Origin of the sequence: Amycolatopsis sp. A1MSW2902 (assembly GCF_017312175.1) — a bacterium.
In the GTDB taxonomy this organism is placed as follows: Bacteria; Actinomycetota; Actinomycetes; order Mycobacteriales; family Pseudonocardiaceae; genus Amycolatopsis; species Amycolatopsis nivea.
Window position 1 is genome coordinate 846,606 of the sequence record NZ_QJPO01000001.1, and the last position, 24,023, is coordinate 870,628.

Annotated in this window: 24 protein-coding genes and 1 pseudogene; 16 read left to right on the forward strand and 9 right to left on the reverse strand. The window is 71.0% G+C overall.

Annotation, left to right across the window (positions count from 1 at the left end; all coding sequences use genetic code 11):
- Positions 1-75: 75 nt before the first annotated feature.
- On the reverse strand, positions 76-468 hold the full coding sequence (locus tag DMP23_RS03945) for a DUF6221 family protein (protein WP_134666391.1): 393 nt from the start codon (positions 466-468) through the stop codon (positions 76-78).
- A 192-nt stretch (positions 469-660) separates the two neighbouring features.
- Complete coding sequence (locus DMP23_RS03950) at positions 661-1,683, reverse strand: DNA polymerase domain-containing protein (protein WP_134666393.1); 1,023 nt, start codon at positions 1,681-1,683, stop codon at positions 661-663.
- Positions 1,684-1,720: 37 nt separating this feature from the next.
- Here DMP23_RS03950 and DMP23_RS03955 point away from each other — a divergent pair, with 37 nt between their 5' ends.
- From DMP23_RS03955 to DMP23_RS04000, 10 genes are all read left to right on the forward strand, one after another.
- Positions 1,721-2,395, forward strand: a complete 675-nt coding sequence (locus tag DMP23_RS03955; protein WP_337820194.1) for a TVP38/TMEM64 family protein — start codon at positions 1,721-1,723, stop codon at positions 2,393-2,395.
- 165 nt (positions 2,396-2,560) lie between these two features.
- Positions 2,561-4,153: a protein kinase domain-containing protein gene (locus tag DMP23_RS03960; protein ID WP_443111245.1), complete on the forward strand. Its 1,593-nt coding sequence runs from the start codon at positions 2,561-2,563 to the stop codon at positions 4,151-4,153.
- Between the two features lie 50 nt (positions 4,154-4,203).
- Complete coding sequence (locus DMP23_RS03965) at positions 4,204-4,509, forward strand: hypothetical protein (RefSeq protein ID WP_009075657.1); 306 nt, start codon at positions 4,204-4,206, stop codon at positions 4,507-4,509.
- A 19-nt stretch (positions 4,510-4,528) separates the two neighbouring features.
- Positions 4,529-4,957 carry a peptide-methionine (R)-S-oxide reductase MsrB gene (msrB, locus tag DMP23_RS03970; protein WP_037819046.1) on the forward strand — a complete coding sequence of 143 codons (429 nt, stop codon included), beginning with the start codon at positions 4,529-4,531 and terminating at the stop codon, positions 4,955-4,957.
- Between the two features lie 112 nt (positions 4,958-5,069).
- Positions 5,070-5,963 (forward strand): TIGR04222 domain-containing membrane protein, encoded by an 894-nt coding sequence (locus DMP23_RS03975; protein ID WP_337820195.1) that lies wholly within the window; start codon positions 5,070-5,072, stop codon positions 5,961-5,963.
- Between the two features lie 98 nt (positions 5,964-6,061).
- Positions 6,062-7,009, forward strand: a complete 948-nt coding sequence (locus tag DMP23_RS03980) for a TIGR04222 domain-containing membrane protein (protein ID WP_337820196.1) — start codon at positions 6,062-6,064, stop codon at positions 7,007-7,009.
- An 18-nt stretch (positions 7,010-7,027) separates the two neighbouring features.
- Positions 7,028-7,855: a TIGR04222 domain-containing membrane protein gene (locus DMP23_RS03985; RefSeq protein WP_337820197.1), complete on the forward strand. Its 828-nt coding sequence runs from the start codon at positions 7,028-7,030 to the stop codon at positions 7,853-7,855.
- Positions 7,848-8,651 (forward strand): DUF692 domain-containing protein, encoded by an 804-nt coding sequence (locus DMP23_RS03990; protein WP_337820198.1) that lies wholly within the window; start codon positions 7,848-7,850, stop codon positions 8,649-8,651. The genes DMP23_RS03985 and DMP23_RS03990 overlap by 8 nt, the downstream gene beginning before the upstream one ends.
- On the forward strand, positions 8,648-8,974 hold the full coding sequence (locus DMP23_RS03995) for a hypothetical protein (RefSeq protein WP_337820199.1): 327 nt from the start codon (positions 8,648-8,650) through the stop codon (positions 8,972-8,974). The genes DMP23_RS03990 and DMP23_RS03995 overlap by 4 nt, the downstream gene beginning before the upstream one ends.
- A 101-nt stretch (positions 8,975-9,075) precedes the next feature.
- Positions 9,076-9,855, forward strand: coding sequence for a TIGR04222 domain-containing membrane protein (locus DMP23_RS04000; protein ID WP_337820200.1), 780 nt, complete (start codon positions 9,076-9,078; stop codon positions 9,853-9,855).
- A 441-nt stretch (positions 9,856-10,296) separates the two neighbouring features.
- Here the strand turns inward: DMP23_RS04000 and DMP23_RS04005 are convergent, their stop codons facing one another.
- The 5 genes from DMP23_RS04005 to hemE all read right to left on the reverse strand — a co-directional run bounded on the left by DMP23_RS04005 (position 10,297) and on the right by hemE (position 15,103).
- Positions 10,297-10,437, reverse strand: coding sequence for a hypothetical protein (locus DMP23_RS04005; protein ID WP_337820201.1), 141 nt, complete (start codon positions 10,435-10,437; stop codon positions 10,297-10,299).
- A gap of 64 nt (positions 10,438-10,501) precedes the next feature.
- A complete protein-coding gene (locus DMP23_RS04010; RefSeq protein WP_337820202.1) occupies positions 10,502-11,869 on the reverse strand; it encodes a CoA transferase in 1,368 nt (455 codons plus the stop codon).
- Between the two features lie 6 nt (positions 11,870-11,875).
- Entirely contained in the window at positions 11,876-12,568 is a 693-nt protein-coding gene (hemQ, locus tag DMP23_RS04015) for a hydrogen peroxide-dependent heme synthase (protein ID WP_037819061.1), read from the reverse strand.
- Positions 12,569-12,614: 46 nt separating this feature from the next.
- Entirely contained in the window at positions 12,615-14,024 is a 1,410-nt protein-coding gene (gene hemG, locus DMP23_RS04020) for a protoporphyrinogen oxidase (protein WP_337820203.1), read from the reverse strand.
- Positions 14,021-15,103: a uroporphyrinogen decarboxylase gene (gene hemE, locus DMP23_RS04025; RefSeq protein ID WP_337820204.1), complete on the reverse strand. Its 1,083-nt coding sequence runs from the start codon at positions 15,101-15,103 to the stop codon at positions 14,021-14,023. Before hemE ends, hemG begins: the two co-directional genes overlap by 4 nt.
- Before the next feature lie 687 nt (positions 15,104-15,790).
- On the opposite strand from hemE, the gene DMP23_RS04030 reads away from it, so the two are divergent.
- The 3 genes from DMP23_RS04030 to DMP23_RS04040 all read left to right on the forward strand — a co-directional run bounded on the left by DMP23_RS04030 (position 15,791) and on the right by DMP23_RS04040 (position 19,086).
- The gene (locus DMP23_RS04030) at positions 15,791-16,354 is read left to right on the forward strand and encodes a DUF3000 domain-containing protein (RefSeq protein ID WP_037819065.1); all 564 of its coding nucleotides are present in this window, start codon (positions 15,791-15,793) and stop codon (positions 16,352-16,354) included.
- Between the two features lie 672 nt (positions 16,355-17,026).
- Complete coding sequence (locus tag DMP23_RS04035) at positions 17,027-17,743, forward strand: response regulator transcription factor (RefSeq protein ID WP_033291604.1); 717 nt, start codon at positions 17,027-17,029, stop codon at positions 17,741-17,743.
- 71 nt (positions 17,744-17,814) lie between these two features.
- Positions 17,815-19,086, forward strand: a complete 1,272-nt coding sequence (locus DMP23_RS04040; RefSeq protein ID WP_238607493.1) for a ribonuclease D — start codon at positions 17,815-17,817, stop codon at positions 19,084-19,086.
- A 35-nt stretch (positions 19,087-19,121) separates the two neighbouring features.
- Here DMP23_RS04040 and DMP23_RS04045 read toward each other — a convergent pair whose 3' ends face one another.
- Positions 19,122-19,886, reverse strand: coding sequence for an IclR family transcriptional regulator (locus DMP23_RS04045; RefSeq protein ID WP_337820205.1), 765 nt, complete (start codon positions 19,884-19,886; stop codon positions 19,122-19,124).
- A gap of 75 nt (positions 19,887-19,961) precedes the next feature.
- Here DMP23_RS04045 and DMP23_RS04050 point away from each other — a divergent pair, with 75 nt between their 5' ends.
- The 3 genes from DMP23_RS04050 to DMP23_RS04060 are packed head-to-tail and all read left to right on the forward strand — an operon-like array spanning position 19,962 to position 22,826.
- Complete coding sequence (locus DMP23_RS04050) at positions 19,962-20,708, forward strand: SDR family NAD(P)-dependent oxidoreductase (RefSeq protein WP_337820206.1); 747 nt, start codon at positions 19,962-19,964, stop codon at positions 20,706-20,708.
- A 37-nt stretch (positions 20,709-20,745) separates the two neighbouring features.
- A complete protein-coding gene (locus tag DMP23_RS04055) occupies positions 20,746-21,858 on the forward strand; it encodes an NAD/NADP-dependent octopine/nopaline dehydrogenase family protein (protein ID WP_240690770.1) in 1,113 nt (370 codons plus the stop codon).
- Positions 21,855-22,826: a 3-hydroxyacyl-CoA dehydrogenase NAD-binding domain-containing protein gene (locus tag DMP23_RS04060; protein ID WP_337820207.1), complete on the forward strand. Its 972-nt coding sequence runs from the start codon at positions 21,855-21,857 to the stop codon at positions 22,824-22,826. The genes DMP23_RS04055 and DMP23_RS04060 overlap by 4 nt, the downstream gene beginning before the upstream one ends.
- A 790-nt stretch (positions 22,827-23,616) precedes the next feature.
- On the opposite strand, the pseudogene DMP23_RS04065 reads toward DMP23_RS04060, so the two are convergent.
- A pseudogene (locus DMP23_RS04065) lies at positions 23,617-23,925 on the reverse strand (tetratricopeptide repeat protein); the annotation flags it as partial.
- Between the last annotated feature and the right edge of the window lie 98 nt (positions 23,926-24,023).

The window sequence follows — 24,023 nt, forward strand, 5'->3', positions numbered from 1 at the left end:
ACCGTCAGCACAATTGGGCTTCGGGGTGGCGGGCCCCCACAGCGAGCGCGATGTCGCCGCCAGGCGACGAGCCGATCAGGGCCTCCACCGCTCGCTGTAATCCGGATGATCCGCATACGGCAACGCCAGCAACCGCAACGTCAAACACCAATTCGACCCGGCCTCGTCCGCGGGCACATGACAGGTCTCACACCAATACTCGCTGCCGTACAACGGAAACCCAGGCACCTTCTCCGACACCGTGGTCCGATGCGCGAGCATGATCCGCCGCGTCGCCTCGATCTCGTTGATCATCTGGTTGACCACGTCGAGTTCGAGGTCGCCAAGGGAGCGGACCCGCTCCTCGAGCCCGACCTTGGCCTCGCCGCGGTTGAGCGACTCGCCGGCCTTGCCCTTCTGCACCGCCTGCATGATCAGCGCCTGCCGCTGTCCGACGCGCGCGGCCAGGAACGCGATCAGGTCGTCCACGACGTCTCCCTCCTCCGGTCCCGGCTCCCCTCCGGTTCCGGCAATAGTCGCACCTCGACCCCGGCGCGTTACCGCTTAGCGGTGCACCTCACGGTAATCGACCTCGGAAAAACCAGTACGACCTGCGAAAACATTCGCGAAATTCCCCGCAATGTTGATCACCGAGAGTGAACACGCCCGGCGATCGGACGATCACGCCTGGTCGGATCGGGCCTTGCTCGGCTGCACCCGCTTCGGTTCGCCAGGCATTTTCGGATAGTCCGGCGGGTACGGCAGTTCCGCACCGCCGAGGTCGCGGTCGTCGCGCTCGTACCACTCCAGCAGCGTCTCCAGGCCGAACGCCTTCTCGTCCATCGGCGCGTGGAGGTCGCCGTGCTCGGCGAGGAAGCCGGGGACGGTCAGGACGTCGAAGTCGTCCGGGTCGACGTCGGCGAGCAAATCCCAGGTCAGCGGGGTCGACACGGTCGCGCGCGGGGTGCCGCGCACCGACCAGGAGGAGGCGACCGTCCGGTCCCGGGCCGCCTGGTTGTAGTCGAGGAAGACGCGACCGCCGCGTTCCTCCTTCCACCAGGAGACCGTCGCCTTGTCCGGGATCCGCCGTTCGACCTCGCGGCCGAGCGCGATCACCGCGTGCCGCACCGCGATGAAGTCCCATTCCGGGCGGATCCGCACGAGGACGTGCACGCCGCGGCCGCCGGAGGTCTTCGGGTAGCCGGTGAGCCCGGCGTCGGCGAGCACCTCGCGGACGACGCCGGCGACCTCGACGGCATCGGCGAACCCGGCGCGCTCCGGCGGGTCGACGTCGATCCGCAGTTCGTCCGGATGATCCAGGTCAGGGCGGCGGACCGGCCACGGGTGGAAGTCGAACGTGCCGAGGTTGGCCGCCCAGGCGAACACCGCGGGTTCGGTCGGGCAGACCTCGTCGGCGGTGCGGCCGGACGGGAAGGTGATCCGCGCGGTCTCGAGCCAGTCCGGCGCGCCCTTGGGCACGCGCTTGGCGTAGAACCACTCGCCGGTGACGCCGTCGACGTAGCGTTTCAGCGTGGTCGGCCGCTCGCCGATCGCGCGCAGCAACGGATCGGCCACGGCGAGGTAGTACTCGACCACCTGCCGCTTCGTGATGCCGCGTTCGGGGAAGTAGACCTTGTCCGGGCTCGACACCCGGACGGTGCGCTCCCCCACCTGGTACTCGACCGGATCGCCGTTTTTGGCCATGCGGCCACCGTAGCCGCGAGTGCCGTACCGTGGCGGGGTGTCCGGGAGAACCAAGCTGATCGCCGCCCTGGTCGTGCTAGCTCTTCTCGGCGCCGCCGCGGTGTGGCTGCCGATTCCGGGACCGGCACAGCTGCGCGCCTGGGCCGCGGAGACCGGATCGATGACTCCGCTGGTGCTCCTCGTGGCTTACTCGTTGCTCACCGTCGCGCCGATCCCGCGCACGGTGTTCAATCTGGCCGCCGGTTTGCTCGTCGGGAGCGTCGCGGGGGTGGTCATCGCCTTGGCGGCCACCACGATCGCCGCCGGGCTGGCGTACGGGCTGGCCCGGCTGCTCGGCCGCGACTTGATCCTGCGGCACCTCCACCGCGCGCCGGTGCGGGCGGTCAACGACCGGCTCTCCGACGGCGGCGTGCTCGCCATCACGTCGCTGCGGTTGATCCCGGTCGTCCCGTTTTCGGCGATGAACTACCTGTGCGGCGTTTCGTCCGTGAAACTCGTTCCGTACCTTGCCGGAACGGCGCTCGGGAGCGTCCCCGGAACTATCGCGGTGGTCGTTTTCGCGGACGCGCTGACCGGCGACACGCCGCCCGCTTTGCTGGCTTGCTACGCGGTCTTCGCCGCGCTCGGCGCGGCAGGATTGGTGCGGGTGCTGCGGAAGCGCGTCCCCGCCGCCGAGCCGGAGGCCCCCGTGCCGTCGGCACCGGCTGGCTGACGGCGGGCAGGTACTTCCGACCGCTACACTCGTTCGGGTGCGCGAGGGGTATCCGCGCTGCGCACGACCACGATCACGGGACTTTCGTCAGGAGCGGGCGTCATCGACACCGGGCAGCTGATCGCGGGGCACTACCGCCTCGTCGAGCACATTGGTAGCGGTGCCATGGGCGTGGTGTGGCGTGCCGTGGACGTGCGCCTGGAGCGGTCGGTGGCGATCAAGCAGATCCTGCCGCAGCCGGGCGTCTCCGAGGCCGAACGCGACAACATGCGCCAGCGCGCGATGCGCGAGGCGAAGAACGCGGCCCGTTTCCAGCACCCCAACGCGATCGTCGTGTTCGACGTCGCCGAGCACGGCGGCGACCCGTGCCTGGTGATGGAGTACCTCAACGGCCCGAGCCTGTCCGCGGTGCTGTCCGAACAGGGCACGCTGCCGGTCGGCCAGGTCGCGCGGATCGGCGAACAGGTCGCCGCGGCGCTCGTCGCCGCGCACCGCGCCGGGATCGTGCACCGGGACGTCAAGCCCGGCAACATCCTCATCGACGAAACCGGCACCGCGAAAATCACCGACTTCGGCATCTCCCGCGCGGCCGGCGACATGACGCTCACCCAGACCGGCCTCATCGGCGGAACCCCGGCGTACCTCGCCCCCGAACTGGCCCGCGGCGCCGACCCGGTGCCCAGCTCGGACGTCTTCGCCCTCGGCGCGACGCTGTACCAGGCGATCGAGGGGCAGACGCCGTACGGCAACACCACGAACCAGCTCGCGCTGCTCTACGCGGCGGCGAACGGCCAGGTCAACCCGCCGACGCAGGCCGGTCCGGCGACCGCGTTGCTGATGAGCCTGCTGCGCAGCGAAGCTTCCGAGCGGCCGAGCATGGCCGAGGCACGGGAGCGGCTGGCTCAGCTGGCGACCGGGGAACCGGCCGCACCGCAGCAGTTGCTGTCGGGGAATCGCGGTCCGGGGAGCAACGGGTCCCGTCCGCCGTGGGCGCGTGCGAGTGCTCCGGCGGCGGCTGCCGCTGCCGCGCCGAAGGCTCCGTCTAACCCGCCTCGGACGCCGACCGCGGCGTTCATGCCGATGGGCGCGCCTTCGCGTCCCGCTCCCCCGGCGAATACTCCGCCGCGTCCGCAGCCCGCTGTGCGGCCTACGCCGACTGCTGCTGCGCCGAACTACTCCGGTGCTGGGTCGGGGGATCGGGTTTCGCCTGCTGCGGCGCGGAAGAAGAAGATGGCGTTCCTCGCTGGCGGTGCCGCGGCGGTCGTTGCGGTGGCGTTGGTGGTGTTTCTCGTGTTGAGCAGCAGTCGGGACAAGGGCGGCAGTTCGTCGAACGCGCAGCCGCCCGCGCCGAACTCCTCCGCTCCGGCGTCTCCGTCGAGCACGCCGAGTTCCTCTGCGCCGCCGGTCAAGTCCAACGGCACCGTGCAATGGGGGCCAGCGGGTGATCGGGTCATTGATTTTTACGGGGCTGTGGGAAAACCCGAGGCGTGGGCGATGCTGACCCCCTCGGCGCAGGCAGCCTTCGGCGATCAGGCCGCGTTCGCCTCGTACTGGGCACAGAACAAGTTGAACACCTACCGGAACGCGAGCGTTTACAAACGCCAGAACAACCCGGACGGCTCCGCCGACGTTCAGATCACGCTGATTCCGGAAAACGGCGCGCAGACGCAGAAGGTCGTGCAGGTCATCGCCACGGAGGACGGCACGCTGATGATCAACAGCGACCCTCGCCTCGGAAGCGGCGCGCCAGCGCAGTGACACTCGCCGCAGAGGTGGGTCCAGCGGGACGAATAGCCTACCTTTGAAGCATGGCCGAGAACGGAGCTCTGCCGCCGGGCTGGAATCCTCGGTTCCACGAGGATCTGGTCGGGCTGGATCCGTACGACCCGGAGGCCCGTGCGTTCGCCGCCCATCTCGACCGGATGGAGCGCACCGGGCCGACTTTCACCGTCGAGGCGTGCCTGGACCAGGTCGCCGACTTCGCCGAGTCCAGCAACCGCACCGGCGGGCTCCGCTACTGGGTGTCCGCGCTGGTCGTGGTGCTGATCGTGCTCGGGCTGCTGGTCACCGCCTGGGACATCGCGCTGCACACGGTCGCTTTTCTCTCCAGGTAACGTGGGAAGGGTGAAAGGTATGAAACCCGTCGTCGGCACCACTCCGCGCGTGGTGAAGTCCGACCAGGAATGGCGGGAGCAGCTTGCCCCCGAGGAGTACGCGGTGCTCCGGCAAGCCGGCACCGAACGGCCGTTCACCGGCGAGTACACCGACACCAAGACCACCGGCGTGTACGAGTGCCGGGCTTGCGGCGCGGAGCTGTTCCGCAGCGACACGAAGTTCGAAAGCCACTGCGGCTGGCCGTCGTTCTACGACCCGGCGGACTCCGACGCGGTGCTGCTGCGCGAGGACCGCACCATGGGCATGCGGCGCATCGAGGTGCTGTGCGCCTCGTGCCACAGCCACCTCGGGCACGTGTTCGAGGGCGAGGGCTACGCGACCCCGACCGACCAGCGGTACTGCATCAACTCGATTTCCCTGAAGCTCGTCGAGGACTCCGGCGACTGACGCCGAGGTCCGCTGAAACCGCCCTTCCCGCTCCCGGGGAGGGCGGTTTTTCGTCCGGCGGCAACCCCGGGCACGCGGGTAACGTGGTTTGTTCATCCGGAGGGGGACCGTGATGGACTGGACGATCGAACGCGCGATGCCGGCCGCGCTGATCCTGGTGCTGGCGCTGGTCTGCTGGTGGCTCGGACGGCGGACCGCCGCCCGGCTGCACCGCGGCAGGCATCCCGAAACCCGGCTGACGTCCGCGGCGCAGGTCGCGTTGCTGACGAACGGACCGTTCCGCGTCGCCGAGACGACGGTCGCCTCGATGCTGGAGCGGGAGCAACTGCGCGCGGATTCCGTGGGACGGCTGTATCGCACGCCGACCGAGCCGTCGGACGCGCTGAGCAGGGAAGCTGCCGAGCTGACCGGCACGGGGGTCGGGATCGCGACGGTGCTGCGCGGTCTCGTCTGGGGCGACACGGTCCGCGAACTGGTCGACGACCTCACCAAGCGCGGACTGCTGGTCGACGGCCACGCGCTGCGGCGAGCGTGGAAGTGGACCGCGATCGAAGAAGCGGTGCTGGCGGCGGCCGGTGTGGCGGCGTTTGTCGGCGGGCTGAACGGCTACGTGCTGATTTCGGTTCTGCTGCCCGCGTGGTTCGTGTTCGCCGCGCTGTCCCGTCGCCGGGCTGCCCGGCGGATCCGGCCGACCGACGCCGGACGTGAGGCCGCAGAAGCGGCTTGGCCGGATCAGAGCCTGATCAGCGGGCTGACCGGGAGCGTCGCGGTCGGCGGACTGTCGAACCACCCGGATCGCGAGCTGCGGGTCGCCCTGCTGCGCGGTCTCCCGGCGACCCGTCGGGCGGGGGCGGCCATCGCGGGAGCCGCGGGCGGGTTCGCCGGACCGGCGGGGTACTGGGCCGCCGGGACGGGCTGCGGGTCTGGCTGCGGCGGCGGAGCGGGCTGCGGCTCCGGATGCGGCGGTTCCGGGTGCGGCGGGGGCTGCGGCGGCGGGAACAGCTGAGCCGGGAACGAACCGGACATCGAGTGCGTCAGTTCTGCCGACAGCCTCCGGCGACCGGCCGGTTAGGGTTCCGGCAACGCTGAAACGAGGGGGAAGCCGTGGACGAACCGTGGGGCATTTCCGGCCCGCAATTCCTGCTGATCTTCGGCCTGGCGCTGGCCGTCGTCCTGCTGGTGCAGATCAGCTGGCCGTCGATCGCGCGGTCGCGGCGAGGGAACGCGCCCGCGACCGTCGACGCGCCGCTCCAGCCGGACGTCTACCAGCTCGCGTACCTGGCCGGCGGCTCGGACCGCACGGTGGACACCGCGATCGCGACGCTGCTGGAACAGGAACTCCTGCGGGTGAGCAGCAAGGGCAAGCTGAGCGCGATCGGCAAGCGACCGGCTCGCAAGAGGCTGGAACGCGCGGTGCACGACGCCGCGCAGGGCGGAACGGCGACCGTCGCCATGGTGCGCAAGTCGCCGACGGTCCAGCCGGAAGTGGAGAAGATCCGCCAGGACCTCGAACGACGCGGGCTGCTCGTCGCCGGCGACGGACTGGACGGCTTCCGCGCCGGCATCGTGGCCGCGTACGCCGTGTTGCTGCTGATCGGGATCATCCGCGCGGTCAACGGAGCGCAGCTGGACCGGCCGATCGGCGGGCTGATCGGGTTGCTCGTCGTGGCCGGGACCCTGACGTTGATCGCTTACGCGGTCCGCAAGGGCTCGAAGACCTCCCGCGCTACCGACGCAGGCCACGCGATCGTCGTGCGCGCCCGCGAAGACGCGAAAGCTGCCGAGGAGCGGCCTGAGGAGTTCGCTGCCACGAGCCGGAACGGCAACGGAGCATTGCTCGTCGGCGCCGCGGCGGTGGTCGCGCTCGGCGGAATCGCGCTGTACCCGGACGAGGAGATGAGCACAGCGCTGATCAGCGGCGGTGGCAGCTGGACCGGGGGCGGCGGTTCGAGCGGCGGATCGTCGTGCAGCAGTGGCGGTTCCTCGTGCAGCAGCGGGTCTTCGTGCGGCGGAGGCAGCAGTTGCGGCGGCGGGGGCGGCTGCGGCGGATAACCGAAGGAGGGAGGCGCCATGCACGAGCCTTGGGGGATCTCCGGCCCGCAGTTCCTGGCGGTCTACGGTTCCGCGCTGGCCTTGACGCTGGCGGTGCAGCTGGTCTGGCCGCTGCTGCGCCAAGCGCCCGCGGACACGCATCGTCCGCTCGACGTCTACCAGCTCGCCTGCCTCGTCGGCGGCCCTCACCGCACGATCGACACGGCGATCGCGGCGTTGCTGGAGCGCGGGCTGCTGCGGGTCGACAGCAGGGGCCAGCTCACGGCCGTCTCTGGAGCCCCGACAGGGCCGGTCGAGCAGGCGGTCTACGAGGCCGTGCGGAAGCGGCCCCACACGGCTTCGACGCTGCGTACGGCGGAAGCGGTCTCCGCGCCGGTGCGGAGCATCGGAAACGACCTCCGCAAACGCGGTCTGGTTACGGTCGCCTCCGCCTCCTTCGCGACCGGAGTGGTTCTGGTCTACGCCGCCCTGTTCATAGTCGGTCTGGTGCGCTCAGTGAACGGCTCCGCGCTGCACCGGCCGACTGCGGGATTGAACGTCCTGCTGGCCGTCACAGCGATTCTGGCGGTCCTGGCGGTGGCCGGCCGCAGGCGGCCGAAAGTCCGTCCGACCAAAGCCGGGCGCGCGCTGGTCGTCGCGGTGCGGACAGACCCGGTGACGCAGCGGGCCCAGTCCGGCGCGCTGCTGTTCGGTGCTGCTTCGCTGGTCGCGCTGGGCGGGTTCGCGCAGTACCCGGACCATGCGACAAGCTTGGCGTTGACGAGCGGCGCGGGAACGTCGTCCGGCGGTGGATCGTCCTGCGGCGGTGGCAGCGGGTGTGGAGGCGGAGGTGGGTGCGGTGGCTGACCGGTTGGGGATCGGCATCGGCTGGCGGCCGGAACTGGACCTGTCGATCGCGCGGCTGCCGGGCGTGGACTGGGTCGAGGTGGTCGCGGAGAATCTGCACGCCCCGCACCTGCCGGAAAGCCTGCTGGCGCTGAAGGATCGCGGGATGCCGGTGCTGCCGCACGCGGTGTCGCTGTCGCTGGGCGGAGCCGAGCCGCTGGACACCGCGCGAGTGGAGCACCTGGCCGAACTGGCGCGGGCTCTCGACGCGCCGCTGGTCAGCGACCACGTGTGCTTCGTCCGCGCGGGCGGGCTCGACTCCGGACATCTGATGCCGCTGCCTCGCTCGCGCGCGGCGCTGGACGTGCTGGTGGACAACGTCCGGCTCGCACAGTCCATTGTGGATGTACCGTTCGCGCTGGAGAACATCGCGGCGCTGCTGGAGTGGCCGGACAACGAGCTGACCGAGGAACAATTCCTCACCGAGCTGACCGAGCGGACCGGCTGTCTGCTGATCATCGACGTCGCGAACCTGTATGCGAACGCGCGCAACGTGGGCACCGATCCAGTGGCTTTCCTGGACGGGATTCCGTGGGAACGGCTCGCGTACGTGCACATGGCGGGCGGCGTGGAGCGCGACGGGGTTTACCACGACACGCACGCGCATCCGGTGCTGCCGGAGGTGCTGGAGCTGCTCACCGAACTTCGCCGTCGCACGGATCCGCCGGGCGTTCTCCTGGAGCGCGACGACGACTATCCCACCGATTCCGAACTCGCCGCCGAACTGGTCGCATTGCGGACCGCGGTGACGTTGTGAGCCGGGAAGAACTGGCTGCTCGGCAAGCTGCGTTGCTGGACAGCTTACTGACCGGGGCCGAGGCGCCGTCCGGCTTCGATGCCTCGCGGTTGCGCATCGAAGCGGTCGTCCTACTCGCCAAGCGACGGCGGCTGGTGGCTTACCTGCGGCCGGACCTGCCCGAGGCGCTGGGTCCGCGGTATCGGCCATTGTTCGACGCGTATGCGGCGGAGCGTCCGAAGACGACTTCGATCCGGGCGCGCGAGTATGCCGACGCGTTCGCGGAGTGGCTCATCGCCCGCGGTGACCTGCCCAAACCTCGGCGCAGGTGGTTCCGGCGCTGAGCCCGTTCGGTTTTTGTCGGTGGTGCTGGCTACGCTGACGACATGTCTGGTTACGGCGGTGTTATCCGATCTCTGCCGAGCCGGGAGGGAGGGAACCTGTCGTGAACGGATTCTGGGCCGCGGTGAGCCCGATGCTGCTCGTCTACGTCGCCACCGCCGCGGGTTTGGCGAGCATTTTGGCCACTGGCAAGGACAAGCTGGCCACGCAGGCGTCCGCGCCGGAGTCGGCCGCCGTGCCGCGCGATGTCTACGACGTCGCGTACCTGGCGGGCGGGCGGCCTCGGCTGGTCGAGGCCGTGATCGCGACACTGCTCGCGCGTGGCCAGCTGCAGGTCGGGTCGCTGGGCGAGATCGTCGCCGCTGGACCGCCGCCAGCGTCGCCGCCGCTTGAGCAAGCCGTGCATCAGGCGGCTGGTCGCGGTCGTCTCGCGTCGTGGGTCGCGCGGTCGTCGGTGCTCAAGCCTGCGATCCGGGCGCTCGAAACCGATCTCGTCCAGCGGCGGCTGGTCAGCAGGCGCAGGCCGTTGACGGGTCTCGGGTACACGCTCACCGCGGTAGCCGTGGTTTTGCTGGCGGCCGGGGTGGGACGGACGGTCTACGACGTGGGCCGGTCTCATCTGAACGCCATGGTGGTGCTTGTTTTCGGCGAGGTGGCGCTGACGCTCTGGCTCTGTCTCGTCGGCAGTCAGCGGATCACCAAGCAGTTCGGCGAACGGAAGGTCAGTTCACTGCCGCCGACGACTGCGGGGGCGACGGTCCTCGCGCGGGCCGAACAGCAGGCGGCTGCGGGTGCCGGCGCAGGACCGGCTGAGCTGGTCGCGGTGGGCGGACTGGCGGCTTATCCGGACAAGCGGGTTACGGGAGGGCTTATGCCGATTTAGCCGCTGCTTCACGGGCGGCGTTGGCTGGCGGTGCTGCAGGAGGCTGGTGGTGGTCACGGCAGCGCTCGCGTGACCGGCGCGCGAGCCGGGACTGGCGGGGCGACCCACAGACCTGGGTGCGCGGGAATTGGCTGTGCTCGCTGGACTGGCAGGTGTCACGCGAGGCCGACACGGCACTCGCCGGACCGACGCGGCACTCATGGTGCCGACGGCGCTCAGCGCACTGGCGGCACCACGCGAAACCGCCACGGCGCTCTTGCGGAATGCGGCACCCACGAGGCCGGTGCAGCACACCGGTGTCCGCGTCGCCAGTGCACCGCTCGTCGGGTCTGGCATCGCTTACGAGACCGGCTGAGGCACCACCAGCGCCCACACCGGCGTATCGCGCAGGCTGCTGCGGCAAGTCCTCCCAGCGCAGCAGCTCGTTGGGTCTGGCGTCGCTTACGAGACCGGCTGAGCCACGACCGGCGACCACACCGGAGTGTCCGCGCCAGGCCGGTGCGACGGATGGTCCCAGCGCGGCGGCGCGCCCAGCAACTCGCCGACCATCCGCACGCGAGTCAGCTCGCCGAAGCCGCGCACGAGGCCGGTGCAGCACAGCGGTGTCCGCGTCGCCAGCGCGGCCGCTCGCCGGGTCCGGCGTCGCTTACGAGACCGGCTGAGCCACGACCGGCGACCACACCGGAGTGTCCGCCCCGGGCCGGTGCGACGGATGGTCCCAGTGCGGCGGCGCGCCCGGCAGCTCTCCCGCCATCCGCACACGGGTCATCCGGCCGAAGTCGCTGTCGACCGTCTCCAGGACGTCCGTGTAGTCCACTTCGGACGGTTCCGGGTCCTTGCGGCCCAAGGAATCCAGCCACCGTCCGGTGCCGGCGAGGGACAGGCGGGCGTGCCAGGTGCCGCCGTCGGTGACGGTGCGGCGGAGGGCCGTCATGATGGCGGCGGCGGTGAGCCAGCCGGTGGCGTGGTCCAGTGCTTGCGCGGGCAGCGGTGCCGGGGCGTCGGTGGCGTACTCCTCGGCGATGCCGGACGACATCTGCACGAGGCTGTCGAAGCCGCGGCGGCGGGCCCACGGGCCGGTCCAGCCGTATGCCGAGATATCCGCGACCACGAGGCCTGGGCGGAGTTCGGCGAGCTCTTCCGGGCCGAAGCCGATGCGGGCGAGTGCGCCGGGGCGGAAGGTCTGGAGCAGGACGTCCGCGCGGGCGATGAGCTTTTTCAGCTTCGCGCGGCCGCCCTCGGTGTCGAGTGCGATGAACGCCGAGCGCTTGCCCTGGCCGGTGTCCATGGTCAGGACTGGGATTCGCGGCAGGTGCGCGGCACCGACGTGCAGCACGTTCGCGCCGTGCGCCGCCAGCACGCGGCCTGCGACGGGTCCGGCGAGGACGTGCGTCAGTTCCAGCACGCGGACGCCGCCCATCGGACGGTCCGAGTCGAACAGGGTGCGCTTCGGCGCGTCGCCGATGCGGTTCAGTTCGACCAGCGGCAAGTCCGCGACGGCCTGGCCTTGCGGGTGTGCCAGCCAGTCCTCGCGCGAGCGCATCAACGCTGCCGCGCCGCCTGCGGTCACCACGGCGGATTCGACCTCTGCCATGGATTTCGCGGCCACGGTCTTGGTTACGGCTTCACGGGTCGCCGGGACGCCGAGCGCCCAGCAGACCGCCGCTTCATGCCGTGGGGTGTTGCAGTGCAGCTTGATCCAGCCGTCGGCGGCGCGGTAGTCGCCCGCGATCCTGCCCCACGGGCTCGGTCCGGGCTCGCCGTCGATGCGCAGCAGGTGCTCGCTGCGGAACGCGGCGGCGGAGTGCCGGGTATCGACCGACACCGTGCCTGGGTCGATGCCGCGCAGCCGCAGCAGCTCACCCGCGGACAGGGTGGCCGCGGCGATGCTCGCGGTCGCCATGGCGGGGACCCGGAAGTGTCCGGGCAGCACGGATTCGTCGCCGGTCAAGGACACGGCGGGCAACGGTTCCCCGGCGAGCGACTGCCAGGCCCCGGCGAGTACGTCCTGCACCGGCGGTTACGGCAGAGCCGCGACGAGTTCGGCGGGCGGCACCTTCGTGCCGGTGTAGAACGGGATTTCGACGCGCACGTGGCGACGCGCCTCGGTGTTGCGCAGGTGGCGCATCAGGTCGACGATCCGGTGCAGTTCGTCGGCCTCGAAGGCGAGGATCCACTCGTAGTCGCCGAGCGCGAACGACGCGACGGTGTTGGCGCGCACGTCCGGGTAGTCCCGCGCCTCCTTGCCGTGGTCGGCCAGCATCTTGCGCCGGTCCTCGTCAGGCAGCAGGTACCAGTCGTAGGACCGGACGAACGGGTACACGCAGATGTACTTGCGCGCCTCCTCGCCAGCCAGGAACGCGGGCACGTGGCTCTTGTTGAACTCGGCGGGCCGGTGCAGCGCGGTCTGGCTCCAGACCGGCGTGGACGCGCGGCCGAGCGGCGTACGCCGGAACCCGGTGTAGGCGGCCTGGACCTGCTCGATCTCCTCGGCGTGCCACCAGATCATGTAGTCCGCGTCAGCCCGGAGGCCGGACACGTCGTACACGCCCCGGACGACGACGCCCTTGGCCTCGAGCCCGTCGAGGTACTCGGCCGTCTCCCGGCCCGCGGCGCCGCGGTCCTCCCCCAACTTCCCCGGTTCGATCCGGAAGACCGACCACGTGGTGTAGCGGATCGTGTCGTTGAGTTCGTTGTAATTCAGCCGCGCCATGACTCCATCCTGGCACTCCTCGCCCGGCGATCGCCATGGGGCTCCGTCACACGAAGAGCTGCTCCGCGATCCGGCGGGCAGCCGCGTCGGCCGTGGCCACGCACGCGGGCAGGCCGACGCCGTGCAGCGTGGCGCCCGCCACGGCCAGGCCCGGGACATCCGCGACTGCCTTCTCGATCCGGGTCACCCGCTCCAGGTGGCCGGTGCCGTACTGCGGAAGGCCGCCGCCCCAGCGCGTCACCAGGGTGTCGATCGGCTTCGCGGTGACGCCGGCGAGCCGGGCCAGGTCCGCGCGGACCGCTGCGACCAGGGCATCGTCGTCGCCGTTCAGCGCGCCGGGCTCGCCGAACCGGCCGACTGAACCGCGCACCAGCACCGGTCCGGCGTCGCCGAGGTGAGCCCACTTGTTCGACGAAAACGTGAACGCCTTGGACGCGTACGGCACGCCTTCCGCGTCCCGCTCTCCCGCACCGATGAGGATTCCGGACGCATCCGGCAGCTCCGTGCCGGGCGGGAAAGCGAACGCGACGACTGCCATCGACGCCAGTTCCACCTCGCCGAACGCGGTCGAAGCCGCCGGGACCACCCCGTCGAGCAGTTTCCGGGCGGCCGGTGCGGGCACGGCGAGCAGGACGGCGTCCGCGTCGACCGGGCTGTCGGCAGGCGCGTGCGCTGGCGCGGCAGCACCGAATTCGAGGCGCCAGCCGGACGGTGTCCGCGTCAGCGTGCGGACCGTCGACGAAGTGCGCAGTTCGGCACCGGAAAGCTCCAGCAACCGGTCGAGCAAGCCCTGCAAGCCGCCGGCGAGGCTGCCGAAAACCGGTGCGGTGCCCGGCGTTTTCGGCAGCAGCGACGACGCAGCTTCGGTGAGCGAACCCGCTCCGGCTTCGATCGCGTTGGCCAGGCCGGGCATCGTCGCGCGGAGGCCAAGACCGTCGGCACCTCCCGCGTACACGCCGCCCAGCAGCGGGTCGACCAGCCGGTCTACCAGCTCATCTCCGAAGCGCGTGCGCAGCAAGGGCCCGAGCGGAACGTCGCCCTCGCCCAGTTCGACCGGGCCTAGCGAGCGTTCCTTCTCGACCGCGCTCCGGCCGTCCTCGGACAGCACGCCCGCGACCGAGTCCGCGGACGCCGGGACTCCCATCACGGTGCCGGGCGGCAGGCTCTGCACCGCGCCGCCGGCGTGGATTTTGGCGCGCGCCTTCGTCGGATGGACCAGGCGATCGGCGAGGCCGACCTCCTCGACCAGCGAAATCATCTCGGGCCGCCGGGCGAGGAACGCCTCGGCCCCGACGTCATAGCTGACTCCGCCGACCTCCGCCGTGCGCAGCTTGCCGCCGATCGCGGGCGTGCTCTCGAAAACGGTGATCGTCACCCGGTCGCCGAGCAGCCGGCGCACCCGGTACGCCGCGGCCAGCCCGGAGATCCCGCCGCCTACGACCGCGACGTGTTTCACAGCGAGTGCACCAGGTCGACGACCCGCTTCAGCACCTCCGGGTCAACGCTCGGCAGCACGCCGTGGCCGAGGTTGAAGACGTGCCCGCGAGCCGCGCGGCCCTCTTCGACGATCCGGCGCACCTCGGCCTCCAGGACCGGCCACGACGCGTACAGCAGCGCCGGGTCGAGGTTGCCCTGCACGGACACCTTGCCGCCGAGCCGGTGGACCGCGACGTCGAGCGGGATCCGCCAGTCGACGCCGACCACGTCCGCGCCCGCCTCGTGCATCGCGCCGAGCAGTTCGCCGGTGCCGACGCCGAAGTGGATCCGCGGCACGCCGTACTCGCCGGCCACGGCCAGCACCCGGGTCGAATGCGGCAGCACGAACTCGCGGTAGTCGCGCTCGGACAGCGCACCGGCCCACGAGTCGAACAGCTGCACCGCGTCGACGCCCGCGTCGAGCTGGGCGCGCAGGAACGTGGCGGCGATGTCGGCGAGGCGCGCGGCGAGGTCGTGCCAGACCTCGGGCTGCGAGTGCATCAGGGCTTTGGTGTGCTCGTGGTTGCGGCTCGGGCCACCCTCGATCAGGTAGCTGGCCAGCGTGAACGGCGCGCCGGCGAACCCGATCAGCGGCGTTTCGCCGAGCCGCTCCACCAGCAGCCGGACGCCCTCGGCGACCTTGCCGACCTGCTCCGGTTCGAGCTTCGGCAGCGCGCGCACCGCGTCCGCGTCGCGCACCGGCGAGGCCACGACCGGGCCGGTGCCGGGGACGATGTCGATGTCGACGCCCGCCGCCTTGAGCGGGACCACGATGTCGCTGAACAGGATCGCCGCGTCGACGCCCAGCCTGCGGACCGGCTGCATCGTGATCTCGGCGAGCATCTCCGGGTCGAAGCACGCGTCGAGCATCGGGACGCCCTCGCGCAGCGCGCGGTACTCCGGCAGCGAACGACCGGCCTGGCGCATGAACCACACCGGAACGTGCGCGGGCCGCTCCCCGCGCGCGGCGGCGAGGAAGGCCGACCCGGGCAGGGCGCGACGGGGCGAAACGGACGGGGCGCCGACGGGCGCGGACGAAACCTGAGGCACGAACCCCATGGTCCCACTCGGGCCCGACAGTCCCGGGCCGCCCCGTGCCCAACGCGCCCAGCCCCCGGGGGTGGGCCTTCCGCGGGCGAGAGTCCGCCCAGCACAGCACGGCCGAACATGTCCGCGAGGGGAACCCTGGGGAACGCGCCCAACTCCGGTGCCGCATCTACCGCCGAGCAAGAGTCCGCCCAGCACAGCGCGACCGAGCAGATCCGCGAAAGGAACCCGGGGGGGGACTCGCCCAGCCCCTACCCCAGAACGAGGGTCCGCCCAGCACAGCACGGCTGCACAGATCCGCGAGGCGAGCCCTGGGGAAACGCGCCCAACCCGGCACCACATCTACCCCAGAACGAGGGTCCGCCAGCACAGCGCAGCCCAGCGACTCCGCGAGAGGAACCCTGGGGAACGCGCCCAGACGCGACGCAGCATCTACCGCAGAACGAAAGTCCGCCCAGCACAGCGCGCTGGTTAGGTCCGCGAGGGGAACTCTGGGGAATCTGATTCCCTCTCCCCCGCGCAAGGGAAGCGGAGGGCAGCCGGAGCCGTCCCGTGGTCTGATTCCGTCACGGACCTCCACACGCCGCGGCCCCGCGCAGGGGAGGCGGAGGGCAGCCAAAGCGGTCCCGTGGGTCGCGGGTCGGTCTCGCTCGGCGCGCCTGCGTCCGCAACCGGGTGTCGCCGCCCTACAGTCGGAGCGTGACCGCGATGACGCCAGTGCCCGATCTCTTCCGCGAAGCCGTCGCGGCGCTGCAAGCCGTCCGGCCGCGCCCGGAGATCCGCCTGGAGACGATGCGTGCGCCGCAGCGGCTCGCGCCGTGGTCCTATGCGTTGAGCTGCGACGTTTCCGGGCCCGCGGACGTGCTGGCGTCCGGCAGGCTGGTGCTGCTGCACGACCCGGACGGCCAGGAGGGCTGGGACGGCGTGCTGCGGCTGGTCATGTACGTCCGCGCCGAGCTCGACCGCGAGCTGGCCACGGATCCGTTTCTCCCGGCAGTCGGCTGGTCGTGGCTCACCGACGCGCTGGAGGCCTCCGGAGCGTCGTGGAAGGCGCTCGGCGGCACCGTCACCGAGACGTCCTCGGCCCGGTTCGGCGACATCTCCGGCCCGGCCCGCACCGACGACCTCGAGCTGCGGGCGTCCTGGACCCCCACCGACGGCGCGCTCGGGCCGCACGGGCTCGCGTTCTGCCAGGTGATGGCGAGCGTCGTGGGGCTGCCTCCGGTGGGCGTCACGCTGTTCGAGCAGCGGCAGAGCTCCTGATTTCCTAAGTTCACCCGGTCGGGCAGCGTCTCCGCGGCGCTTGCACGCGCACGAACGCGCCTTCCCGGGCGGATCCGGGCCCCCTCAGCGCTCCGGCGGGATCTTCGGCGGGGCTTCCGGGCGTCCGCTCCCGACCGTCCATCGTGGACCGCAGCGGGCGCTGCTCCGGATGCCGCACGTTCGTGGCCGGGCGTGATCACAGGCAGTGAACCCCCGGTAACCAGCTCCGACGCGGTTTCCGGGCCCTTTCCGGTCACTCCGGCCAGGAGCGCGCGGCCGCGCGGCACGGGCGGCAAAACATGAAAGAAAATGATCTTGCCCCGGCCGGGGCGCATTTCCGGATCCGGATCACGGGGGCGGCGGCCCGGCTCCGCGAGCACCCGCAGGTGCACGGGCCATCTGCACGCCCGTTTCATTGCCGGTAACTCAGGTGCATCGCAGCCCGGTCGTCAGTTGTTAACAAGACTTCGATCGTTAGTCCGATCGTGTTACAACGACCTCGCTGAGTGACGAACTGTTTCGGATAGATACCCATTCGATCCCCCCGCAACGGCGTCCGGACGGCTACAGTGCCTGGGACGACACCACTTTCGGTCTAAAGCTGGCGCGGCTGAACGGCCGAAGGTCCCGGTGCCGGTCGGGGGGCACGACCGACTCCAGGGAGGTAGTGACGTGGCTACCGTCGGCTTATCTCAGGCCGTCCGATCCACGCCAGCCGGCGCCTTGCCGGCGAGCATGGTTCCGCACCCGCGGGAAGAGCTTTTTTCCGTGTTGGTGGTCGATGACCACCCGCTGTTGAGGGAGGCAATCGCAGCACGACTCGCACAAATGGGTGCGGGCACTGTCCACGAAGCCGCCACGGTGGCCGAGGCGAGGGCGCGAGCACAGGCCACCGGCCCGTGCGACCTGGCGATCCTCGATCTCGGACTGCCGGACGGCAGCGGAATCGAACTGGTTACGGAACTCCGTAGCCACGGCTGGCCGCGCGTGGTGGTCCTGGCATCCTCCGACGACCCGTACGCGGTGCGCTCCGCGTTCCAGGCCGGAGCTCAGGCGTACCTGCTGAAGTCGGCGTCGCCGGTGGTGGTCACCGACGGCGTGCGCCGGGTTCTCGAAGGCGGCGTTTACGCCGACCCGAGCGTGGCCCCGGTCCTGGCGACCGGCACGCGAGTGGCGGGCACCGACAACACCCCGCGCGAGCTGTCGGCTCGCGAGGTGGAGGTGCTCCAGCTCGTCGCGGACGGGCAGTCGAACAAGGAGATCGGGGAGGAGCTTTCCCTCTCCGCGCTCACCGTCAAGTCCCACCTGTCCCGCATCGGGCGCAAGCTCGGCACGGGCGACCGGGCGCAGATGGTCGCGCTGGCGATGCGAGCCGGCGTGATCCGCTGACGACGACGAACCACGTCCCTGCGGGGCGGGCGGACCAGGCGCGGTCCGCCCGTCCCGTAGGGTCGTCGGACATGGGAACTGCACAGGCGGACGGAGCCCGGACCGGAGACGAGACCACCGACCCCTCCGGGGACTCCCGAACGCCGGTGCTGCTCAGGGAACCGGCGGAGGGCACCCCACCGGTCGTGGCCGATCCCGACGCGCTCGCCGAGGCGTGCGCGCGGCTCGCCGCGGGCACGGGCGCCGTGGCCGTCGACACCGAACGGGCGTCGGGCTATCGCTACTGGCCCAAGGCCTATCTCGTCCAGCTGCGCCGCGAAGGCTCCGGCACGGTGCTGATCGACCCGATCGCGCTCGCCGACGACCTCGCCCCGCTGCGGGACGTCCTCAACGACACCGAATGGGTGCTGCACGCCGCGTCCCAGGATCTGCCGTGCCTGGCGGAGCTGGACCTGCGGCCGCGCTCGCTGTTCGACACCGAACTGGCCGGACGGCTGGCCGGGTACGAACGCGTCGCGCTGGGCACGCTCGTGGAGCTGCTGCTCGGGTACACCCTCGAAAAGGGCCACAGCGCCGCGGACTGGTCGAAGCGTCCGCTGCCGATCGACTGGCTCAACTACGCCGCGCTCGACGTCGAGCTGCTCAACGAACTGCGCGCGAAGCTCGAGACCGAGCTGGCCGCGCAGGGCAAGCTGGAGTGGGCGCAGCAGGAGTTCGAGGCCGTGCGCACCGCTCCCCCGCCCGCGCCGCGCGCCGAACCGTGGCGCCGGACGTCCGGGGTGCACAAGATCCGCAGCCCGCGCGGCCTCGCCGCGGTGCGGGAGATGTGGCAGGCCCGCGACGAGCTGGCCCGCAAACGCGACCGCGCACCGAGCCGGATCCTGCCCGACAGCGCGATCGTCAACGCGGTGACGTCCGATCCGAAGACGGTCGAGGAGCTGCAGGCGCTGCCGGTGTTCAGCGGACGCGTCCAGCGCAAGTACACCGCCAGCTGGCTGCGGCACCTCCAGGCGGCCAAAGCGCTGCCGGCGAGCGAGCTGCCGAGCCCGAGCCAGCCCAACGACGGTCCGCCGCCGGTGAACCGCTGGGCCGACAAGGACCCCGACGCCGCCGCCCGGCTGGCCGCCGCGCGTGCCGCGTTGGCCGCGATCGCGGAGGACCGCAAGCTGCCGGTGGAGAACCTCCTGCTGCCGGATTTGGTCCGGCGTACCTGCTGGCGTCCCCCGGCCGATCTCGCGGAGGACTCGGTCGCGGACGCGCTGCGGGCGGGCGGAGCACGGCCGTGGCAGGTCGAGCTGACCGCGGCGGTGCTGAGCAAGGCGTTGCACAGCACGGCTTCCTGACCTGCGCCGGATGGTTCAGACCTCTAGGTGAGACCTCACGTACGGCGACGCGTCGGTCGGCGGTAGCCGAGCGACCGCGCCACGCCGGTCGCCGTGGTGACCACCGCGGGCACCAGATGCGCTACTGAGGTCGTCTCCCGGCGGCCCACGACCGCGACCGCGGCGGTGACCCGTGCGGTTGCGTCGCGGATCGGGGCGGCGACGGCGACCGCGTCGTCGGCGAGCTGGCGATCAGCGACGCAATAGCCGGTGCGGGCGATGTCGGCGAGTTCGGCACGCAGGGTTTCCGGGTCGGTCGTGGTGTGCGGGGTTTCCGCGGCGATCGGGCTGGTCAGGGCGGATTCGCGGGTGTCGGCGGGGGCGTGCGCGAGCAGGACGCGGCCGGTGGCGGTGGTGGTCGCGGGAAGGCGGCTGCCGGTCGTGGTCAGGATGCCGACCGAACGGTGTCCCGCCAGCCTGGCCAGGAACACGACGTCAGTCCCGTCCAGCACGGACAGGTGCACGTTCTCGCCGGTCGCGTCGAACAGGTCGCCCAGGTACGGCAGGGCGATTTCGCGGATCGACGCCCTGGCCAGCGACAGCGAGCCCAGCTCCCACAGTTTCAGGCCGAGGTGATAGCCGCCGTGTTCGTCGCGGACCAGCGCTCCCCAGTCGGCCAGCTCGCCGACCAGCCGGTGTGCCGTGCTCAACGGCAGGCTCGCGGACTGGGCGATTTCGGTCAGGGAAAGCACCGGCGTCCGCGGGCTGAAGCAGTCCAGGACCGACAGCAGCCGCGCCGCCGCGGTGGGTCTGGCTTCCATGTGGCGGAAGTCTGATTGAGGCCGGGCCGCGACGCAAGCGACACTGCGGGCGTGGGTCGGCCAAGCGAGTCAGTTGTGATCACCGGGGCGGGATCGGGTCTGGGGCTGGGAGTGGGATTGACGCTCGCGGCGCGCGGGCATCGGGTGTTCGCCACCGTCGAACGGGACGACCAGATCGAGCCGACGCGGGCGGCGTTCGCCGAGCGCGGGCTCGCCGCGGAGGTCTCCCGGCTCGATCTGCTCGATCCGGCTGATCGCGAGGCAGCGGCGGCGCTCGACGCGTCCGTTCTGCTCAACAACGCCGGATTCGGTGCGGAAGGTCCGCTTCTGCGCACGGATTCCGCAGTGGTCCGGAAGACGTTCGAGGTCAACGTCTTCGGCACGCTCGAGCTGACACGGCTGGTCGCCGATCGGCTTGTCGCCGCCGGGCGCGGCGGGCGGATCGTGTTCGTGACGTCGGTGGCGGGGCTGTTCGTCGCGCCCGGGGCGGGCCCGTACGGGGCGAGCAAGTTCGCCCTCGAAGCCATGGCGCAGGCGGTTCGCCAGGAACTGCGGCCGCACGGGATCGAAGTCCGGGTCGTCGAGCCCGGGCCGTTTTCCACCGGATTCAACGAAAAACTCGTCGAGAACGCGCCTGCCTCGGAGCACGACTTTTCGGATTTCCTCGCGATGCAACGCGATCCGGCGCCGGCGGTCGAGACGATCGCTCGGGTGGCGGTCGAATCGGGGCCGTACCGGACGATCGTGCCGGGCGAATTCGGGGCGATCGTGCGCGAGCAGCAAGATCGGCTGTGGGCCGAGACCGACCTGGTCGATCCGTGAGAAAGTGCGACAGCACACCAGTACGAGACAGGAGCACATGACAGTGAAGATCGCGGTTCTCGGGGGCGGACACGGTTCCTGGGCCACGGTGGCGGAGCTCGCCGAGAACGGCCACGAAGTGCGCTGGTGGCGGCGGAACGCCGAGGCGCTGGAAGCGGTGCGCGCGACCGGAGCGGTGAGCGTCCGGGATTACCGAGGTTCCCGATCGGTGCCGGTGGGCGACGGCGCCGGGGAGATCAACCCGGTGGCGGACCTCGCCGAGGCGGTGCGCGACGCGGCATTGGTCGTGATCCCGCTGCCGTCGACGACGCATGACGACCTGGCTCCTCAGCTCGCTCCGCTGCTGACCGAGGGCCAGGTGGTGTTCATGCCGCCGGGCACGTTCGGTTCGATGGTGTTCGCCAAGGCCGTCGCGGCGGCGGGCGGCAGTGCGGAGATCGCGTTCGCCGAAGCCGGGACGCTGCCGTATCTCGCGCGCCGGCACGGGGACGCGGAAGTGGTGATCAGCGGGTACGCGACCCGGCTGCCGACCGGGGTTTTCCCGTTGCGGCTGGCGGAAAGCGCGTTCAAGACGCTGCGCGAGGCGTACCCGAGCGTCGAGGACGCGGGCGACGGGCTCAGCGGCGCGCTGATGAACGCGGGCCCGATCATCCACCCGCCGCTGATCACGATGAACGCCGGTCCGCTGGAGCATTTCGCCGCCTGGGACATCCACAACGAGGGCACGCAGCCGTCCATCCGCAGCGTCACCGACGCGCTGGACGCCGAGCGGGTCGCGCTGCGCGAAGCGTTCGGCTACGGCGCGCCGCACTTCCCGCTGGCCGATCACTACGCCGCCGACGGCGACGAGTGGATGTACGGCCGCTCGGCGCACGAGCGGCTCACCGACAGCGGCGACTGGCGCGAGAAGATCGACCTCCACACGCACCGCTACATGGTGGAAGACACCCGGCTCGGGCTGTCGCTGCTGGTGTCCGCGGGCCGGTGGGCCGGGGTGCCGACGCCGGTCGCGGAAGGCCTGCTGGCGCTCGGTTCCGCGATCACCGGCCGCGATTTCTACGCCGAGGGACGGACTTTCGAGAACCTCGGCCTGGCGGATCTCGACCGGGCCGGGCTGACCGAGCTGCTGCGGGACGGAGTCCAGTCGTGATCGCCATCGTCGGAGCCGGGCGGATGGGCGAGGGCATCGCGCTGGCCTTCCTCGCGGCGGGACATCCGGTGCTGCTCGCGGACGTCAAGAACCGCACCGAGGAGGAACGCCAGCTCCGGCGCGACGAGGTCCGCAAGCGTCTCGCCGACCGGCTCCGCGCGATGTTCGGCCACGCGGACGCGCTGGAAAGCCTGACGCTGGGCGACCGTTCGGCGAAGGAACTCGCCGACGCGACCGTGGTGTTCGAGGCCGTGCCGGAGGTCATGGACGTCAAGCGCGAGGTGTTCGGCTGGCTCGGTTCGCAGGTGCCGGAGTCGGCGGTGCTGGCCTCGACGACGTCGACCTTCCTGGTCACGCAGATCGCGGAACTCGCCGAACGGCCGGAGCGGGTCGTCAACGCGCACTGGCTCAACCCGGCCGAGTTGATGCCGCTGGTCGAGGTCAGCCGCAGCGACGCCACCGACCCGGCCGCGGTCGACCGGCTCGTGGAACTGCTGCGCGAAATCGGCAAGGTGCCGGTGGTGTGCGGGCCCGCCGCCGGGTACATCGTGCCGCGGCTGCAGGCGCTGCTGATGAACGAGGCCGCGCGGATGGTCGAGGAAGGGGTGGCCGGAGCCGCCGAGATCGACCTCGCCGTGCGCGCCGGGCTCGGGCCGCGGTTTTCGGTGCTGGGCCCGCTGGAATTCATCGACTGGGGCGGCGGCGACATCCTGTACTACGCCTCGCGCTACCTGACCGGCGAACTCGGCGAGCGGTTCCAGGCGCCCGCGATCGTCGAGGACAACATGACCGGCCGGCGGCGCGGCCTCCAGGACGGAGCCGGGTTCTACCGCTTCGACCAGGCCGGGGTGCCCGACTACCGGGCGGCGCGGATGCGGGAGTTCGAGGAGATCTTCCGGCTGCGGGAACCGCATTTGCGGGACGGGACGCCGGTTCCGGTGCGTCCGGAGGACGAATCGGCGGAGTGATGCTTCGGCGGCCGCGGGTTCGGGCCCGCGGCCGCCAGCACTCGTTCAGCCAGCCGGTTGCCTGGACGGTGCGCGGATGGGCATCGCCGAAAACCGCTTTGAAGCCGGACACCACGGCTTCCAGCTCGGCCACAGCACCCATTCGGTCGCCGCGTTGGGCGGCGGCTCGGGCCAGTGTCGCGCGGAGGCCGAGCACCACGGGGTGTCCGGCTGGCCAGGCACCGGCGGCCAGCACGGTTCGCGCGGAGTGCTCCGCTTCGTCCAGGTTGCCGCTCTCGACGCAGGCTTGCGCGAGGGTGCCGCGCAGGAGCAGCGCGCCTCGGCCTCGCGCTTCAACCAGAAGCTCGCGGAGCAGGTCGGCTGCCTCGGCGGCTTGCCCCGCTTTCAGCAGCACGGTCGCCAGGCTTTCCGCCAGAGCTTGCCGCTTCCCGTACAACTCGCGCAGCGGAGCGATCGCCGCCTCCGGGTCCCCGGTTTCGGCTTGCACCACCAAACGGAGACCGCGGATCGCGTCCCGTTGCTCGTCGGTCTCGCAGAGCGCATCCTCGTCCGACAGCAATTGCTCGACTGCCTCGTAGCGGTTCAGCGCACGCAGCACGGTGATCTTCCGCCGTCGTCCGGCTTTGGTCCGGAGGTGCGCCGGGCCGAGTTCCGCTGCGCAGTAGTCGACATGCGCGTCCAGGATCGCCAGCGCGTCTTCGTACTGCGCCGCCACGGCATAGGTTTCCGCGAGGAACAGCTGGGTCTTGAAGGTCGCGGGCTGGCGCGCGCCCCACGTTTCCTCGAACAGCTCCGCGGTGCGTTCCAGCAGCGGGATCGCCTCTGCCGGACGGCCCTGCGACGTCTGGCACCACGCCAGATTCGCCCACGCGGCAAGGGTGTTCGGCTCGCGCGGACCGAAGACGTCCGTCAACGCGGGCACCAGGTCCGCGTAGTGCCGTTCGGCGGCGGGCCAGTCCTCGTTCTTGACCAGCGACTGACCCAGCAGAAGCCGCCGACGCAGGTTCGGCACGCTGTTCGGGTTGCGCGCCTTCGCGAGGGCGGACTGCAGCGCGGCGACCTCGTCGGCCGGCTCTGGCTTCGTGCGGAAGAGTCCCACTTGGACAGTCTGCCTGCTGCGCAGTTCAATCCTTCGTCAACCACCCGGATGCTTCGCCGGCATCCGGATGCTTCGGACCAAACGCCTCCGCAAGCAGC